The organism is Breznakia blatticola (assembly GCF_004365815.1).
GTDB classification, from domain to species: domain Bacteria; phylum Bacillota_I; class Bacilli_A; order Erysipelotrichales; family Erysipelotrichaceae; genus Breznakia; species Breznakia blatticola.
Genome location: NZ_SODD01000001.1, coordinates 94,313 through 111,360, shown reverse-complemented (window position 1 = coordinate 111,360; position 17,048 = coordinate 94,313). Strand labels below are relative to the sequence as shown.

At 34.7% G+C, this 17,048-nt stretch carries 16 protein-coding genes; 14 read left to right on the top strand and 2 right to left on the bottom strand.

All coding sequences use genetic code 11. The features are described from left to right. Window positions 1–53 precede the first annotated feature (53 nt). The 14 genes from EDD63_RS00610 (at window position 54) to EDD63_RS00545 (ending at window position 13,384) form a co-directional block, all read left to right on the top strand. Window positions 54–761 (top strand): response regulator transcription factor, encoded by a 708-nt coding sequence (locus EDD63_RS00610; protein WP_134167416.1) that lies wholly within the window; start codon window positions 54–56, stop codon window positions 759–761. Further along, the gene (locus EDD63_RS00605; RefSeq protein ID WP_134167415.1) at window positions 748–2,592 is read left to right on the top strand and encodes a sensor histidine kinase; all 1,845 of its coding nucleotides are present in this window, start codon (window positions 748–750) and stop codon (window positions 2,590–2,592) included. The genes EDD63_RS00610 and EDD63_RS00605 overlap by 14 nt, the downstream gene beginning before the upstream one ends. 14 nt (window positions 2,593–2,606) lie before the next feature. After that, window positions 2,607–3,023, top strand: coding sequence for a GNAT family N-acetyltransferase (locus EDD63_RS00600; RefSeq protein ID WP_134167413.1), 417 nt, complete (start codon window positions 2,607–2,609; stop codon window positions 3,021–3,023). A 382-nt stretch (window positions 3,024–3,405) separates the two neighbouring features. Then, window positions 3,406–5,997, top strand: a complete 2,592-nt coding sequence (locus EDD63_RS00595; protein WP_166667490.1) for a DUF7601 domain-containing protein — start codon at window positions 3,406–3,408, stop codon at window positions 5,995–5,997. 132 nt (window positions 5,998–6,129) lie between these two features. Beyond that, on the top strand, window positions 6,130–6,654 hold the full coding sequence (locus EDD63_RS00590; protein ID WP_134167410.1) for a GntR family transcriptional regulator: 525 nt from the start codon (window positions 6,130–6,132) through the stop codon (window positions 6,652–6,654). Continuing rightward, window positions 6,647–7,390: a GntR family transcriptional regulator gene (locus EDD63_RS00585; RefSeq protein WP_134167408.1), complete on the top strand. Its 744-nt coding sequence runs from the start codon at window positions 6,647–6,649 to the stop codon at window positions 7,388–7,390. The genes EDD63_RS00590 and EDD63_RS00585 overlap by 8 nt, the downstream gene beginning before the upstream one ends. A 183-nt stretch (window positions 7,391–7,573) precedes the next feature. After that, the gene (locus EDD63_RS00580; protein ID WP_134167406.1) at window positions 7,574–8,356 is read left to right on the top strand and encodes a PTS mannose/fructose/sorbose/N-acetylgalactosamine transporter subunit IIC; all 783 of its coding nucleotides are present in this window, start codon (window positions 7,574–7,576) and stop codon (window positions 8,354–8,356) included. A 2-nt stretch (window positions 8,357–8,358) separates the two neighbouring features. Further along, on the top strand, window positions 8,359–9,192 hold the full coding sequence (locus tag EDD63_RS00575; RefSeq protein WP_134167404.1) for a PTS system mannose/fructose/sorbose family transporter subunit IID: 834 nt from the start codon (window positions 8,359–8,361) through the stop codon (window positions 9,190–9,192). A gap of 12 nt (window positions 9,193–9,204) precedes the next feature. Next, window positions 9,205–9,687 (top strand): PTS sugar transporter subunit IIB, encoded by a 483-nt coding sequence (locus EDD63_RS00570; protein WP_067422832.1) that lies wholly within the window; start codon window positions 9,205–9,207, stop codon window positions 9,685–9,687. Between the two features lie 12 nt (window positions 9,688–9,699). Next, window positions 9,700–10,785 (top strand): SIS domain-containing protein, encoded by a 1,086-nt coding sequence (locus EDD63_RS00565; RefSeq protein ID WP_243833710.1) that lies wholly within the window; start codon window positions 9,700–9,702, stop codon window positions 10,783–10,785. Between the two features lie 22 nt (window positions 10,786–10,807). Then, complete coding sequence (locus tag EDD63_RS00560) at window positions 10,808–11,428, top strand: HAD family hydrolase (protein WP_134167402.1); 621 nt, start codon at window positions 10,808–10,810, stop codon at window positions 11,426–11,428. Next, a complete protein-coding gene (locus EDD63_RS00555) occupies window positions 11,425–11,847 on the top strand; it encodes a PTS sugar transporter subunit IIA (RefSeq protein ID WP_134167400.1) in 423 nt (140 codons plus the stop codon). Before EDD63_RS00560 ends, EDD63_RS00555 begins: the two co-directional genes overlap by 4 nt. Beyond that, window positions 11,847–12,674 (top strand): DMT family transporter, encoded by an 828-nt coding sequence (locus tag EDD63_RS00550; RefSeq protein ID WP_134167397.1) that lies wholly within the window; start codon window positions 11,847–11,849, stop codon window positions 12,672–12,674. The genes EDD63_RS00555 and EDD63_RS00550 overlap by 1 nt, the downstream gene beginning before the upstream one ends. 56 nt (window positions 12,675–12,730) lie before the next feature. Further along, window positions 12,731–13,384, top strand: coding sequence for an HAD family hydrolase (locus EDD63_RS00545; protein WP_134167395.1), 654 nt, complete (start codon window positions 12,731–12,733; stop codon window positions 13,382–13,384). Between the two features lie 36 nt (window positions 13,385–13,420). Here EDD63_RS00545 and EDD63_RS00540 read toward each other — a convergent pair whose 3' ends face one another. Together EDD63_RS00540 and EDD63_RS00535 are read right to left on the bottom strand one after the other, a co-directional pair. Next, window positions 13,421–15,310, bottom strand: a complete 1,890-nt coding sequence (locus EDD63_RS00540) for an ABC transporter ATP-binding protein (RefSeq protein WP_134167393.1) — start codon at window positions 15,308–15,310, stop codon at window positions 13,421–13,423. Then, a complete protein-coding gene (locus EDD63_RS00535) occupies window positions 15,303–17,048 on the bottom strand; it encodes an ABC transporter ATP-binding protein (RefSeq protein WP_134167391.1) in 1,746 nt (581 codons plus the stop codon). The genes EDD63_RS00540 and EDD63_RS00535 overlap by 8 nt, the downstream gene beginning before the upstream one ends.

Genomic DNA, 17,048 nt, shown 5'->3' with positions numbered 1-17,048 from the left:
TTAATTATTCATGAAAAAGACAAAAGATAACTATCTTTGTGTATAATAAACATATGAAAAAGACGAGAATATTAGTTGCTGATGATCATCAAGAAATCCGTGAAGTGATTCGTGTCCTTTTATCTAGTGAAGGATATGAAATCATCGAGACCAAAGATGGACAAGAGGCAATAGATATGTGTGATGAACATATTGATCTTATTATTTTGGATATTATGATGCCCAATTTGAATGGCTATCAAGCATGTCAAATCATACGTGAAAAAAGTAAAGCACCAATTTTGTTTTTGAGTGCCAAAGGAGCAGAGAGTGATAAAACACTCGGTTTTTCTAGTGGAGCAGATGATTATTTAACTAAACCATTCTCGTATAATGAATTAACTGCACGTGTAAAAGCCTTGCTAAGACGGTATTATGTCTATCAAGGAAAAGAAGCACCTGTAAAAGAACGTGAAATACTGGATTTTGGTAGATTACGCATTGATGAAAAACAACAAAAAGTGTATTTGGATGATGTAGATTGTGAATGTACAGATATTGAGTATCAAATATTACATGTTCTAGCAACAAACCCAAATCAAATCTTTTCGGTTAGACATTTGTTTGAAAGCGTATGGAATGAAACCTATTATCAAAGTGCTAATAATACTGTAATGGTACATATACGAAATCTACGTAAAAAACTACATGACGATCCACAACAACCAAACTATATAAAAACAGTATGGGGAAAGGGGTATACATTTGATGCAATCAAGTAGACTTAGAAAACTCGTGCGTGTGTTTCTTAGTATTGTGATTATGACTACCACTTTCTTTTTTCTATATGCATTTCGTTTTCGTGTCATAGAGATAACAGATTATACAAACAAACATAATCAGGAAGATACGTATGAACGACTAGAAAAGATGCAAAGCAAAGTCGAAAACTTAGATATTCATAGTTATGGAGACCAAGAAAAAATCTCAGGATATATCAATAAAAATTTCAATGATTATGCAATGCAACTTATTGGAAATGATTGGACAGATAATTATTTGTTTTTGATGAGTGAAAAATGGCCAGCTGAGAACTTTTACTTTGATGAAGCACATATATTAGAATATACATTATATATTGGGGATGCTGAAGCAAGTGTTATCGCTTGGCCACTATATCCTGATTTTTTTATCGTGTATGTACGAGTCATTGCATGTGTGAGTATCATAATTGGTGTATTGAGTTATTTTATCTTGAGTAAGCTATATCAAAAACAAGTGATTCGTAATTTTACCAATCGAATTAGTCGAATCAAAATTTTACATAAACTATCGATTCAATTAATTGTGGTAAATATTATCGCAATTGTATTGGGGTTAAGTTTCTATTCTGTCGCAAACCAAAATAAATATTCATTTTTTGAATTTGTGAGAAATAAAATGGATTTTGAAATGCCAGAAATTGATGAACGTGTACTAGAAGATGCAATTAATAAAGCACAAAAAGTAGATTTTGACTATGTAAAAGTAACTGAAATACTAAAAGACATTACACCGGCAAATGCAGGGATAGATTTTCTTTCTCCCGATGGAGCACATATCTCCGGATATGAGAAGTTTGATTCATATTCACTATACGAAGAGCATGTAAATGTCATTCAAGTGCCGATGTCTAAATCAACACGGCTGTTTTATAATGGTGGCGAAATTACATTAAACATGTATTACTATCCACTCATACCGTATGTATATCCATATCAAGTAATCATTGTATTGGTTGCAATTTTACTGTATATGCTAGTCCTAATGAATTTCATTCAATACAAAGTAACGCAAATCCGTCAAATGCAAGAAGATATTGAAAAACTAGCAAATGGAGATTTACACCATTTCGTATGTGTTGAAGGTTCTGATGAACTTGCACAACTTGCAGATGATATGAATCATATGCGTGCATCCTTTTTAGAAACAATTGAAAATGAAGAAAAACTCCAACAATCCAACCGAGATTTAATTACTTCGATTTCACATGATTTACGCACACCTCTTACTTCATTACTTGGATATTTAGAAATTGTGAAATATCAAAAAGATCCTAAGAAAAATGCGGAATATATCGAAAAATCAATTGATAAGGTTGAACAAATTCGCAATTTATCAGATGAGATGTTCTCGTATTTCTTAGTATACGGTAAACAAGGGAATGTAGATTTGCAGCCAACTCCATTAAAAGATATTATCCTATATATTCAAGAGGGATGTATTCTTCTTGAACATGAAGGATTTAGCTTACAAACGCGATTTACTTATGACGAAAATTTGATAATGCCAATGAATGTGTTATTGCTAAAACGGGCAATAGATAATATGTATTCCAATATACGTAAATATGGAGCACAACAAACACCAGTAATTGTGCTTGTGGAAGTGCATAAAGGAATGTTAGAAGTAACATTTAAAAATGAAATTGCGAGCAGCAACCATGTTGAAAGTAATCAGATTGGTTTGAAGAGTATTGAGAAAGTAGTTGAAGTTCACCAAGGCGAAGTGGATATAAAAAATGATGGCACATCGTATACCATCCGTTTAGGTATACCAATTCGTACTGCATAAAGAAAGGATATGTTATGGATATCATCAAAGATAAAATTCCTAATCAAAATGAACTTGTGGATTTATATCGACTAGTTGGTTGGGATTTCTATATGGAAAAAGTAAAAAACATTGAAGCATGTTACAAAGCATCACTATGTGTGTATACGGTATACGATCAAGAGCGTTTAATTGGATGTATCCGAGTAGTTGGTGATGGAATGTCAATTATTTACATACAAGATGTTGTTGTACATCCAAACTATCAGCATCAAGGAATTGCAACAGCACTTGTAAATGAAGTGTTGATGGATTATGCATCATGTTATCAAAAAGTACTAATTAGTGAAGATGATGAGCAACATCGAAACTTCTATAAGAAACTTGGCTTTCATTTTCTAAGTGAAGCATCGTGTATGGGGTATATACAACTAAATCAAGACATTGAATAATAGGGCATACGCCCTTTTTTGCTTTTTTATTAGTTTTCAATTTATAAATTATTCATGTACTTTCTTTGCTACTTCTATCGTTCTTTGATATGGTGAAATTAGGAAAAAAGGAAAGTAAAGGTAAGGGATATGCGAAAACAACATAAGGAAAGTAATTATTTATGGGAGACAGATATGTATTACGGTTTTCACTATGTATATTTGTACTGTCTAGTATTGATTATTCTGTATCAAAGTTAATTTTATACTTATAACAAAGGCACATTTCACGATGAGATGTTCCTTTATAAATTGTTTATAATAAAACGATTAAATTAAGCATTATAGTTTATGTATCTAGTAGTAAGTGTTACATTTAGAATGGAGATGGGAGATGAGTACGATGAAATTTTTAGTGCGTAAACAAATACATGAAAAATTGCGATTGTTACTTGTAATGATGGTGGGTGTAAGTATGTTAACAGGTTTTGCATATACAACACCAAAGCTGCAAACACAAGAAAAACAGAATGTTCTGGGTGTCACAACCAATGTTGCAACCTATGATGAACTAAAAGCAGCAATTGATGCAGGTGCCCAAAGTATCGCAATTACAAGCAATGATATGTTTAAACATCCGATGAAGGATACACTGGTGATTAATCACAAAGTGGTAATTACAAATGCGTCGAATCTAAATATTACTTTGAAAGTAAGTGAAGGAAAAAGACACTTCTCGGTAACAAAAAATGGAGATTTATCCATTGTTGATACTAGTGGTCATACAATAACGTTAACTGGCCAAGCAAATGAAGCAAATCCAAGTTCGTATAGTGGAGGGATTTATGTAGGTGGTGGAAAACTTACCTTATCCAATGTGACATTTAATCAAACAGTTGCAAAACTTGGTGGTGCAATTGAAGCATATGATAATGCGCAAATAGTGCTTGATGCTGTTACATTTAATTTAACAAAAGCGATGACAGCATCAGCTGCAGGTGGTCATGGTTCGGTGATGTATTATGATAATAGTAAATCGAATCAAGAACTACTTGCAGGAACATATAATGTGCACATTACAAATAGCAAAGTAAATACACCCGCAGCAACATTTAATGGAGCATTCTTTTTTAAAGATGTCACGGTGGCTATAGATACACTTCAAGTATCAAGAGTTGCAACAAGTGGTAATGGTGGTGCATTTTATATTGATAACTCGAATTTAGATCGAACAAATGCAGGTGTACCACAAATTGATGCAAAGAATCTTACAATTACAAGTAGTAGTTCTTCTTTATCAGGTGGAGATTTTCATATTCTAAATGCGTCTGTGTCTATTGATAATTTAAAAACGACGGATGCACATGCAAGTGGATCAGGTGGTTCGATTTATGCCAAAGGTGCAGATGTTTTTGTGCAAAATTCAACCTTTATCGATAACAAGAGTACACACATGGCACCAGCACTTGGTTTTAAAGGTGGAGCAATGATGATTGTGGATTCCAACTTTTATATTCAAGATTCCAAATTAGAAAGTGAATTGACATCACGCGATTTGTCAGCAAATACGGAAAATGCTACCTATGGTGGTGGAATTTATATCACAGGTGCAACGGTGTTTGAAGCAAGTAATGTATCCGTTGATGGTGGACAAGCAGAGTTTGGCGGAGCAATGTATATTGATAGTGCGACATCTATACGTATTAGTGGAGCCAGTTCATTTACCAATAACCATGCAACTACAGAGTATAGTTCAAATACGAGTGCAGGAGATGGAGGAGCGATTTACATCAATCCAGAAATCGAAGAAAATGGTGCACTTGTAAATATGTATGAACGAATGCATATTGATGCAGATACAATATTTCAAGGAAATAGCGCAGATGTACTTTTTATTCCAAATAACGCAATTGAAAAATATGATGCATATATACCAATGAAAGTACAAGGTGTATCTCCCGATTTACATAGTGCAGAGCCAGACTACCAACAAAGTCCATTAAACAGTTATGATATTAACTTTGATGAAAAAGCACAAGAACCAACGACAGGTACGATTATCGTGAAATATCATGGGCAAAACCCAACCTTCTTTGAAGCAACAAAATCACAAGTGTTTGTGTATAATTTGGCGGATGGACTACCAACGATCCCTCTAAAAAACAATGAGGAAATTGGATTTACATTTACTTATAGTACGTTTGTAAAATACGTACTTCGAGTCAATAATGATATTACCCAACAAGGTATCGATATTACGGATGATGATATGCATGGATTTGATTTAAAACAATTGCCGCAAGGAGTTATCCTACAAGATATTGGTAACAACACCAAGGTGTTGCATATTGATGCGATTTGGGAAAATGATCCAGTTGTAGATACACATACAGTAACCATAGCTGAAGTTACAAATAGTACAACACCTGCATTAGTAGACAAAGCGTATACCGTTCAAGTGTATATTCAAGATGATGAAGGACATCCACTTACAGGATATGTAACACTTAGTGATGGAACAAATGTGCTAGCCGATGCAAATGGTATGATCAGTTTCCAATTGGGAAGTAAAGATGCACCGATTACAATTGTTGATATACCTGAAGGCTATAAAGTAAAAGTCGCAGAAGTGCTTTTAGAAGGTTATGATGTTAGCTATACCGTAAATGATGGTAGTGGTGAACATGCATATGATGCTTCTTTTTATCCGGTGACAAGTGATCTTGTTATTCACATCACAAATACAGTAGAACGTGACACGAATGAACCGACACCACCAAAACCAGTAGATCCATTAGAACCAACACCACCAAGTGACGGAACACAAACACCTGAAGTACCAAAAGGTAGTGATACAAGTCCAGATGATGGAGATGGACCAATTACTGGTATGAAGGCAAATGATCCAATATATCTAGTAATCCTTATTTTGAGTGGTGCAGGTTTGTTTGGTATGTATAAGCTTATTAGAGAAGGTAGAAAACACAATTCATAGAATCATATAAAGGAAGTCGATACAAACGATTTCCTTTTTTACTAGCAAGAAATTATGTATTGGTATAGAATAGATTTACAGATATACCAATTTAATTTATTCATGATATAATCAAAGAAAAAGGAGATACTTATGCGTAATGATGATGTACATATCGTAAAAGAATTAGATAAGTTTTCTTCTGTCACACATGCGATTCTTGCACAAGGATTGACCTTTACTTATAAAATTTTGATTTGTGAGGTGCAAGAAGCCAATCGTCGAATTAGTAAACAACTCGGATTGAGTTTGGCTTCCAAAGTGTTTTGTTTGAAGAAAGTTCGTATTGTTGAAGGAAAACCGCGTTCGATTGAAACCACTTATGTGGATTATCGAAAGGTACCTGGGATTGAAACGGCAGATTTTTCTAATCAATCATTTTACGATAAAATCAAACAAGACTATGGATTGGAATCAACAAAAAGTGAAGAAGAAATTTTTATCGTTGATGCAAATGCTTCAGAGAAAGAACTACTGGAATTAGCAGAAGATGAAACAGAAGTGTTAATGATCAAAGGAAAAGCGTATACAGAAGATGATGTTGCACCACTGGAATGTTTTGAATTGATTGCACTACCAAGTTTTTATCACTTTCGGAGTGTGAGTGCATATGAATAAACCAACGACATTATACGAACAACTTGCAGATAACATCAAAACGAAAATCGTAGATGGAGAACTTGCAATTGGCGATCGTTTACCAAGTGAAAGAGCAATGTCAGAACAGTATGGAATCAATCGAATGACCGTACGAAAAGCAATTAAATTACTAGAAGATGAAGGCATTTTATCTGCTGAAGTAGGTAGAGGAACCTTTGTAAGTGGCATGCCAGTAGTCAGTCGAAAAGTAGAACTAGGAGATAATGAACTCATAAGCTTAACTCGACAAATCCGTCAAAAGGGACTAGATCCATCTAGAGAAATCATTTCTTTTCAAAAAGTAAAGAATGAAGATGCATTATATGACTTCTTTCCAGACAGTGAAAATGTCTATGAACTTGTTCGTTTATCTTTGATTAATGGAAAACCATATGCCTTACAAAAAGCATACTTTCCATGTAACTTATTTAGTGATGCAGAACGTTTTGATTTCTTAGACGAATCACTATATGACTATATGGAAGAACAAGGACATCGTCCTACACAACTTGTATCCTATTTAAAAATCGCAAAAATACCAGATATGTATGTATCGCTGTTTCATGAAGAAAAACCACGAAATGTATTCTTATTTGATTACTTTGGTTTTGATAAAGATCATCGCTTAATCGAGTATACCATTTCCTATCATTTACCTGAATATACATCATTTCGGTATGTTACAAGAAAAGCAAAAAACAATGAAACACGTTAGCCAGTTAGAGGAATCTAGCTGGTTTTTTTATGATTTGCGTCAAAAATCACAAAATATTCACATTTTTACTTGTCATAGAATAAAAAAGGTGGTATATATAAATTATCAAAGGTATATATGGTATACCAATATATACCAATTTGTGAACACAGTGTTTCATGTTATGTACGAGGAGGAAAACGTATGACACTAATTCAAGCAGTATTAATTGGTTGTGTAGCCGCATTAACACAACTCGAAGGTGGTTGGCTTGGTGAAGCGAAGTTTCGTGAACCAGTAATTACCGGATTTCTAGTAGGGATGATCCTTGGAGATGTTGAAAAAGGATTAATGATTGGTGCCGCATTACAAATGATGTGGATGGGAGCAACAGGAATTGGACCAACTGCTCAACTCGATATTGGTACAGGGGGTACAATTGGAGCTGCAGTAGCAATTATGACTGGGAAAGGGGCAGAAGCAGCAATTGTATTTGCTTTACCAGTTGCAGTAATTATGCAATTCTTAAACACATTACTATTAACTGCATTCTCTGGATTGATGGTTGCAGCTGATCGTAAAATTGATGAAGGAAATTTAAAAGGTGCAATTAGTATTCACTACTTATGTGGATTCTTTACATTCTTGTTGTACTTTGGTTTGACATTTATCGTAATGTACTTTGGAAATGATGCGATTAACAGTATCGTTAATGGATTACCAGAGTGGGCAAACAATGGACTGCAAGCAATTGCTTCAATCTTGCCTGCAATGGGATTTGCATTGTTGATGAATATTATCATGGAAAGAAATTTAATTCCTTTCTTTATTATTGGATTCGTAATTGCAGCATATACAGAATTAACAATGGTAGCAGTAACAGCAATTGCAGTTGCAATTGCATGGATGGTATTTCTACTTCGTTCAGGACAACAAAACAGTCCTGCAGCAGTTCAACAAAACGTTGTTGATGAATGGGAGGATTAATTATGGCAAAGAATACAGATCTAATCAGTGTTGAAAATAACATTACCAAAAAAGATTTTCGTTCAATTTTCTGGCGTTCATTTACCTTACTAGGTTCTTTCAACTATGAACGTATGGAAGGTCTTGGATATTTATATGCCATGCTTCCAGCTTTAAAAAAAATATACAAAGATGATGAAGAAGGTTTAAAAGCCGCTTGTCATAGACATATTGCAGCTTTCAACATGACAGTTGCACCTGCACCATTTGTAATGGGAATTTCTATTGCAATGGAAGAGTTAGCAAAAAAAGATGAAGACTTTGATGTAACAACAATTAACTCAATTAAGGTTGCTTTAATGGGACCACTTAGTGGAATTGGAGATACATTCTTCTGGGGTATTTTTAGAATTATCGCTTGTGCGATCGGGGTATCATTTGCTCAAGATGGAAATGCATTAGGACCAATTATGTTGTTACTATTATTCAATATTCCAAACTTTGCAACACGTTGGTTTGGTTTAAAACTTGGATATAAAAATGGTAGTCAATTATTAAATGATTTAGAATCTAGCGGAAAAATGGAATTATTTACATTCTGTGCGGGTATTGTTGGGGCAGCAGCTATTGGATGTATGATCGCTTCTTGGGTAGATATTACTTCACCATTGGCCTTTACGATCTCTGGTAGTGAAATCGTCTTACAAGAATACTTAGATCAAATCGTTCCTAAGTTATTACCACTACTTGCAACACTAACGATTTATGGATGTCTACGCAAAAAAATTGGCGTAATGAAAATTATTTTTGGAATCTGTGTTGTTGGATTCATTTGTGGAGTTGTAGGAATTTTATAAGAAGGAGATATTATGGCAATCGTAGATGTACGCATTGATGATCGTTTGATACACGGTCAAGTAGTAGGATTTTGGATTCCGCACTTTAATGTAGAAAGAATTGCAATTGTTGATGATGTTATTGTGAATGATGAAGCAAGAAAAACTGCATTGAAGTTTGGTACACCAGCAAGAAGTAAGCTTTCAATCTTTTCACCAGAGAAAGCAGCAGATAAATTTATCCGTAAAATCGATGAAGGAATTCGTGTGTTGATTCTTTGTAATCGCCCAAAACCAATTTTAGAAATGGCAAAAAACGGATATGTAGTTAACGAAATCACTATTGGTAATATGTCAACCAAAGATGATGCAAAACAAATAAAGAAAACGGTCTTTGTAAGTCCTGAAGAAAAAGCGGACTTTGAAGAATTAGTCAACACATATGGGGTGAAAGTATTCTCACAAATGGTTCCAAGTGAACCAAGAGAAGAAATAACAGAAGACTTTAAGAAATAAGAGAGGGTTCAAATGATGGAAAAAGCAACAGTATTAGGTTATATGAAAGATCAACCTAGAGCGTTACAAGCGGCGTTTAAAGATCACGAGGTATATACAGTACCATTTGTAAATAAACTAGCAGATAAAAAAGTAAAAAAGATTTTGTTCTTTGGTTCAGGAACTAGTTACAATGCTGCAGTTGTCGCTTCATATTATTTCAAGCATATTGTTGGTATCGATGCACGTGCTGAGTACCCAACCGTATTTGAAAACTATGAAAAAGCAGATTGGACATATACATTAGAAAATGATGAAATTCTATTTGTGGGGATTAGTCAATCAGGAACATCAATTTCAACAGTAAATGTGATGAAATATGCGAAAGAACAAGGATATCAAACCATTGCTCTAACAGAAGCATTGGATAGTGAAATCACAAAACACGTAGATACAGTTATCGATTTACTTTGTGGAAAAGAATTAACTCCACCAGAAACAAGAGGATATACAGTTACGTTACTAACTTTATATATGTGGGCAATTGCAACTGCACACAGTTGGGGTGTGTATGATGATGAAGCATATAAACATGCGCTAGCAGAAGTTGATGATTTTACAGCAAACTTTCAATCAGTTATCGAAGAAAGTGAAGCATGGTATGAAGCAAATAAAACAACTATCGTAAACAGTGATCGCATCTTTGTTTTAGGATATGGAGTGGACTTTGGATCAGCTTTGGAAGGAATGTTGAAAATTGGAGAAATGTTACGTATACCAACGATTGGTTATGAGATGGAAGAGTTTGTTCATGGACCAACAATGGGATTAACAGACAAACAAACAATCATTATGTTTGGTTCAGATGATAAAGAATACGAACGCATGTTACATTTTAGAGAAGTATTTAAAAAGTACACACCTAGAGTACACTTGATTACTTGTCAAGATGCGCAAACAGATGCACGCGATGTAAAATTCACATATAAAGCAAACAAATATTTAGCACCAATTGCTTACACAGTACCTTGTCAATTTGTTGCAGCTAAGGGGGCAAAAGACATTGGTATTGATACATGTGTGAATCCATTTAAAGACCCACTTGCACACTTTGAATAAAAAACACTATGTAGTATTCGACATGGATGGTGTACTCATTAATAGTGAAATCGTGTATTTAGAACTTTTTGTACAGTTTCTACACGAGCAAGGAGTACATAAAACTGTTGAAGATATGCTCGAACTTGTCGGTTCATCACGAGAAAAGGAAGATGTTTTAATTTCTTCCTTTCTCAATCTTTCAATTGAAGAAACACGTAAACGCAAAGATGCATTCTTTGTGCAACATCCAGTTGACTACAGTAAAATTAAAAAGCCAGGAGTTGATGAAATCCTAGCTTACCTTAGTGAACATCAAATAGTAATTGGACTTGCATCATCATCGCCAATGGACAATATACTTGAGGTATTGGATGCATGTAAGATTCGTTCATACTTTACATATATACTAAGTGGAGAAGATTTTACACAAACCAAACCACATCCAGAAATCTACGAAACAATGATTCAAAAAATGAATGCAAATCGAGAGGATATCGTTGTTGTTGAAGATTCTGTATATGGTATTCAAGCAGCGAAGCAAGCAGGACTTTTTGTATTAGCTCTTGAAGATCAAGTGATTAAGCATGATAATAGAAAAGCAGATCACGTGATTCAGGATTTATTAGAAATTAAAGAATATGTTGAGGAATTATCAGTATGATTGGAATATTAATTATTGGACATGGTCACCTACCAAGTGGATTTAAAAGTGCACTTGAAGTGATTATGGGAAATCAACCACATGTATATACGGTCGATTTTCCTAGCACAGACACTGCAACGGAATTACAGAAAAACTTAGATGACGCATATGCATACATGAAAGACTATGAGCATGTAATCGTTTTTGCGGATTTATTAAGTGGTTCTCCATTTAATACTGCTATTATGAAAGCGATGCAAGAAGAAAAGTATCATGTATTTTATGGATGCAATCTAGGAATGTTATTAGATACTGCAGTAAAAGTGAGTATGGAAGAAGACATTGATACGATTTTGGCACAAGTATCTACAATCGGTAAGGAACAAGTTGGCATGTTTACTGTATCAGCAGGTGAAGATGATCCATTTGATGATTGATGGATAAAGGTAAAATTTATATCTTTTTGACTGCTATTTTTTGGAGTACTTCAGGATTATTTGTAAGGTTCTTAGATCTTCCAGGTATTGTTATATCGGGTAGTACAAGTATTATCGCATTACTTTTCACCTTACTGATCCACCGAAAAGCCCCAATAAAATGCAGTCTTTTTATTATCCTATGTGCCATTTGCCAAGTGCTCATGCAGGTAACTTTTGTATATGCCAATCAAAATACAAGTATCTCTAATGCAATTGTCTTACAGTATAGTTCTATGATTTTTGTGTTAATTTATCAAAGTATCGACCGTCGTAAAATGCCAAAGCCATATCAAATCGGTGTAATTTTACTTGCGTTTTTAGGAATTGGAATATTCTTTGTTGATAGTTTAGAAGCAGGAGGTATTGTAGGAAATGCATTAGCAATTATATCTGGTGCTTTCTTTGGGCTCCAATTCTATCTCAATACAAAGAAACAAGCACATCCATACAGTGCATTGATTTTTGCATTTATGATAAATATCATTCTTGGAGTATGTGCATATCAAGGCGAATTAGTTGTTCTTGCTTTACCTAAACTTCCATTAATTTTAGTTGTTGGAATTATCCAAAATGGATTATCTGGCTTCTTTTTTACCAAAGGTATTCAAACCACAAATGCATTTACTGCAAACGTAATTTGTATGTCAGAAATACTATTTACATCTTTATGGGGAATATTATTTTTACATGAGTCATTTACATTTACGGCAGCAATTGGCGCATGTTTGATGATTTGTGCGTTACTTGTAAATGTCTGTATGGAAAAAGTGAATATGAAAGAATGACGATTGTTTGCATGTCTAAGAACTGCTATACTTGAAAGAGAAAAAAGAGGGTTATCATGAAATTAGAATTAGTCATATTTGATGTTGATGGGTTATTGCTAGATACGGAAAGTGTATGGCAAAAAGCGTGGCAACAAGTTGGAAAAAAGCATAATATTGAACACTTAGGTGATGAAGTATTTTATAAATGTGTTGGACATACAGGCAATGTTGTAGAAGCAATTATGCTAGAAGAATTAAATGATCAAGACGATCCACTTGCAATCTTAGATGATGTTCGTGATACGGGAATGAAATTACTTGAACAGGAATTAGAAGTAAAACCAGGAGCAAAAGAACTTATTGCGTACCTTAAAACTCATGGTGTGAAAGTTGCAGTAGGAACATCAACCAAGCGTGAATTGAATGATGAACGCTTAAAACGAGTACAGCTCTTTGATGAATTTTGCTACATCCTATGTGGTAATGAAGTCAGTAAACGCAAACCAGATCCAGAGATGTATAATACAATCGTGGATTGTTTAGGCGTAGAAAAGAACCACGCACTTATTTTAGAAGACTCATACTTAGGAGTAGAAGCAGCATATCGTGCAGGTATTCCATGTATTATGGTTCCTGATTTACTACCAGCTACGGATATACAAAAGAAACAAGCAATTTATATTGCAAATTCATTATTTGATGTAAAAGCATATATAGAGAACAACTAAAGGGTATAAAAAAAGGATTCGATGAATCCTTTTTTGCTATTCTAGTTCAAATGCACCAGTGTACAGTTGATAGTATGTTCCTTTTTCTTTTAATAGTTCTTCATGGCTACCACGTTCGATGATGCGTCCGTGTTCCATAACCATAATGACATCAGCATTTTTGATTGTTGAAAGGCGGTGTGCAATAACAAATACGGTACGACCTAACATTAAGGCGTCCATACCACGTTGTACAGTTTCTTCTGTACGCGTATCAATTGAACTTGTTGCTTCATCTAAGATCATTACCGGAGGATCAGCAACTGCCGCACGTGCGATACTGATTAATTGGCGTTGTCCTTGACTTAAGTTGGCACCATCACCAGTTAACATCGTATTATATCCATCTGGTAAACGACTAATAAAGTCATCAGCTCCAGCTAATCTAGCAGCAATCATACATTCTTCATCAGTGGCATCTAACTTACCATAACGGATATTTTCTAATACGGTATCAGTAAATAAGTTTGTATCTTGCAACACGATTCCAATAGAGCGACGAAGATCCGCTTTTTTTATCTTATTGATATTGATTCCATCATAACGGATTTTCCCTTTTTGGATATCATAGAAGCGGTTTAATAAGTTGGTGATTGTTGTTTTACCAGCTCCAGTGGAACCAACAAATGCTACTTTTTGTCCAGGTTCTGCGTATAGACTAATATCATGCAAAATCGTTTTTCCTGGTACATAGGCGAAGTCTACGTCAATAAGGCGAACATCACCTTCTACTTTTTTATAAGTAACACTTCCATCAGATTTATGTGGATGCTGCCAAGCCCAAATACCTGTACGTTCTTTACAAGGTACAAGTTTTCCGTCCACTTCTTTGGCATTAACAAGTGTGACATATCCTTCATCTTTTTCTTCTTCTTGATCAAGCAGTTCAAAGACACGACGAGCACCAGCAAGTCCCATAACAACTGCATTTACTTGTTGACTTACTTGATTGATATTTCCAGAGAATTGACGCGTCATATTTAAGAATGGAATTACGACACTAACACTTAATGCAAGTCCAGAAAATGAAATGTTTTGAACATCAGAAACGATGAAGATTCCACCAAATATAGCAACAACAACATATAATACGTTTCCAATATTCATAATGATTGGCGCTAAGGTATTGGCATATTTATTTGCTTGACGAGAATCAGAGAATAATTGTTCGTTGATTTCATCAAAAGCTTGCTTACTTTGTTTTTCATGCGTGAAGACTTTGATGACTTTTTGACCATTCATCATCTCTTCAACAAATCCTTCTTCTTTGGCTAAGGCATTTTGTTGGCGCAGGAAGAATTTAGCACTTCCTCCAGCAATCTTGCGCGTAACATATAACATCACTACAATTCCAACGGCCACAACTGCTGTCATCCAAAATGAGAAGTACAGCATAATGCCAAAAATGGTAATAACTGTCAATGAAGAAATAAGTAGTTGCGGAAAACTTTGCGAGATAATTTGACGTAAGGTATCCACATCATTTGTATAGTACGACATGATGTCACCATGTGGATTGCGGTCAAAATATGAAATTGGTAGTTTTTCCATTTTATCAAACATCTTAATTCTAAATTTACGTAGTGCTCCTTGTGAAACAACCGCCATCATTTGATTGAAGATGATACTTGAAATTAAGGCAAGTACATATAATGCGATCAAAATAGAGACTAGACTCATAATTTCACCACTGACACTTGACCAAGAACCATGTTCCCAGTTTTGTTCGATAATGGCAATTACATTTTGCATAAAGATTGAAGGTATACTACCAATGATGGCATTAAATACAATACATACAACCATGATTGGCATAGCTACTGGATAGAAGGAGAATACGGTTTTAATAAGTCGCCATGCGACACTTGAATGACTTTGGTTATGCATCGAGTACTTCTCCTTTCTTATTTTGTGAGTAATAGATTTCTTGGTAAAGTTCATTATTTGCAAGCAGTTGTTCATGGGTACCAGTTGCATGTACTTTTCCTTTATCCATTACGATAATTAAATCGCTATCCTCAACTGAAGCAATACGTTGAGCAATGATAATCTTTGTAGTATCTGGAATAAACTTTTCAAATCCTTGACGAATCAGTGCATCTGTTTTGGTATCAACAGCACTAGTTGAATCATCTAGAATTAAGATTTTTGGTTTTTTTAGTAATGCTCTTGCAATACATAGACGTTGCTTTTGTCCACCAGAAACGTTTGTTCCACCTTGTTCAATATATGTGTTATACCCTTCAGGGAAGCGTGAGATAAATTCATCTGCTTGTGCAAGTTTACAAGCTTCTTGCATTTCTTCATCTGTTGCATTTTCATTTCCCCAACGTAGGTTATCTTTGATGGTTCCAGAGAATAATACATTCTTTTGAAGCACCATCGATACTTGATCACGTAGTGCATCAAGGTTGTATTCCTTTACATCAATACCAGCAACTTTTACAGAACCACTTGTTACATCGTATAAACGAGCAATAAGTTGTACGAGTGTTGTTTTAGAACTACCTGTACCACCAACGATTCCCACCGTTTGTCCTGAATCGATATGTAAGTTTACATCACTTAACGCCATCTTTTTTGCATGAGATGAGTAAGCGAAGTTTACATCGACAAAATCAATGGAACCATCTTGTACATCCTTAATTCCATCAACGTTTTCATCGATTGTTGTTTTTTCATTTAATACTTCAACGATACGGTGACTTGATTCATCTGCCATAGTGATCATCACAAACACCATCGATAACATCATTAGTGAGTTTAAAATCATCATGGAATACGTTAATAACGCAGACATTTGTCCAACATCTAAATCCATTCCACGACTTGTGATTACTGTATACGATCCTACAGTTAATACGAAAATCATCATAAAATAAATACAGAATTGCATAATTGGTGAGTTCCAAGCTAAGATACGCTCTGCTTTTGTGAAGTCAGCAGTTACGCTTGTTGCTGCATTTTCAAATTTTGACATTTCGTAATCTTCACGAACAAATGCTTTTACCACACGAATCCCTTTTACGTTTTCTTGGATGGAAGAGTTTAAGTTGTCATACTTCTTAAATACACGTTTGAAAATTGGAATGGTTTTACGCATCACGAAGAATAAACCCAAACCAAGAACTGGTGCAGTAAATAAATATACAAATGCCATTTTTCCACCCATGATGTATGCCATCACAAAGGCAAAGACAATCATAATTGGACCACGTACTGCTGTACGGATGATCATCATGTATGCCATTTGAACGTTTGTTACATCGGTTGTTAATCGTGTGACTAATGATGATGTAGAGAAACGGTCAATATTGGCGAAACTAAAATTTTGAATGTTGTAATACATATCTTTACGTAAGTTTTTGGCAAATCCACATGAAGCACTAGCACACGCATATCCAGATAAGGTACCAAGTGTTAATGAAATTCCCGCAAGAATAACTAAGAAGATTCCTTGGTATACCAAATGTGAAATGCTCGTTCCTGCTTTAATATCATTTACCAAAGAGGCGATAAGGAATGGAATAAAACATTCGATAATAACTTCTAGAGATACATAAATTGGCGTTTTGATAGAATCCTTTTTATATTCTCTGATACTTTTCGCTAAGGTTTTTATCAT

Coding starts and splice junctions, on each gene's coding strand:
- EDD63_RS00610 (WP_134167416.1), top strand. CDS start 54: ATGAAAAAGACGAGAATATTAGTTGCTGATGATCATCAAGAAATCCGT.
- EDD63_RS00605 (WP_134167415.1), top strand. CDS start 748: ATGCAATCAAGTAGACTTAGAAAACTCGTGCGTGTGTTTCTTAGTATT.
- EDD63_RS00600 (WP_134167413.1), top strand. CDS start 2,607: ATGGATATCATCAAAGATAAAATTCCTAATCAAAATGAACTTGTGGAT.
- EDD63_RS00595 (WP_166667490.1), top strand. CDS start 3,406: ATGAAATTTTTAGTGCGTAAACAAATACATGAAAAATTGCGATTGTTA.
- EDD63_RS00590 (WP_134167410.1), top strand. CDS start 6,130: ATGCGTAATGATGATGTACATATCGTAAAAGAATTAGATAAGTTTTCT.
- EDD63_RS00585 (WP_134167408.1), top strand. CDS start 6,647: ATGAATAAACCAACGACATTATACGAACAACTTGCAGATAACATCAAA.
- EDD63_RS00580 (WP_134167406.1), top strand. CDS start 7,574: ATGACACTAATTCAAGCAGTATTAATTGGTTGTGTAGCCGCATTAACA.
- EDD63_RS00575 (WP_134167404.1), top strand. CDS start 8,359: ATGGCAAAGAATACAGATCTAATCAGTGTTGAAAATAACATTACCAAA.
- EDD63_RS00570 (WP_067422832.1), top strand. CDS start 9,205: ATGGCAATCGTAGATGTACGCATTGATGATCGTTTGATACACGGTCAA.
- EDD63_RS00565 (WP_243833710.1), top strand. CDS start 9,700: ATGATGGAAAAAGCAACAGTATTAGGTTATATGAAAGATCAACCTAGA.
- EDD63_RS00560 (WP_134167402.1), top strand. CDS start 10,808: ATGGATGGTGTACTCATTAATAGTGAAATCGTGTATTTAGAACTTTTT.
- EDD63_RS00555 (WP_134167400.1), top strand. CDS start 11,425: ATGATTGGAATATTAATTATTGGACATGGTCACCTACCAAGTGGATTT.
- EDD63_RS00550 (WP_134167397.1), top strand. CDS start 11,847: ATGGATAAAGGTAAAATTTATATCTTTTTGACTGCTATTTTTTGGAGT.
- EDD63_RS00545 (WP_134167395.1), top strand. CDS start 12,731: ATGAAATTAGAATTAGTCATATTTGATGTTGATGGGTTATTGCTAGAT.
- EDD63_RS00540 (WP_134167393.1), bottom strand. CDS start 15,310: ATGCATAACCAAAGTCATTCAAGTGTCGCATGGCGACTTATTAAAACC.
- EDD63_RS00535 (WP_134167391.1), bottom strand. CDS start 17,048: ATGATAAAAACCTTAGCGAAAAGTATCAGAGAATATAAAAAGGATTCT.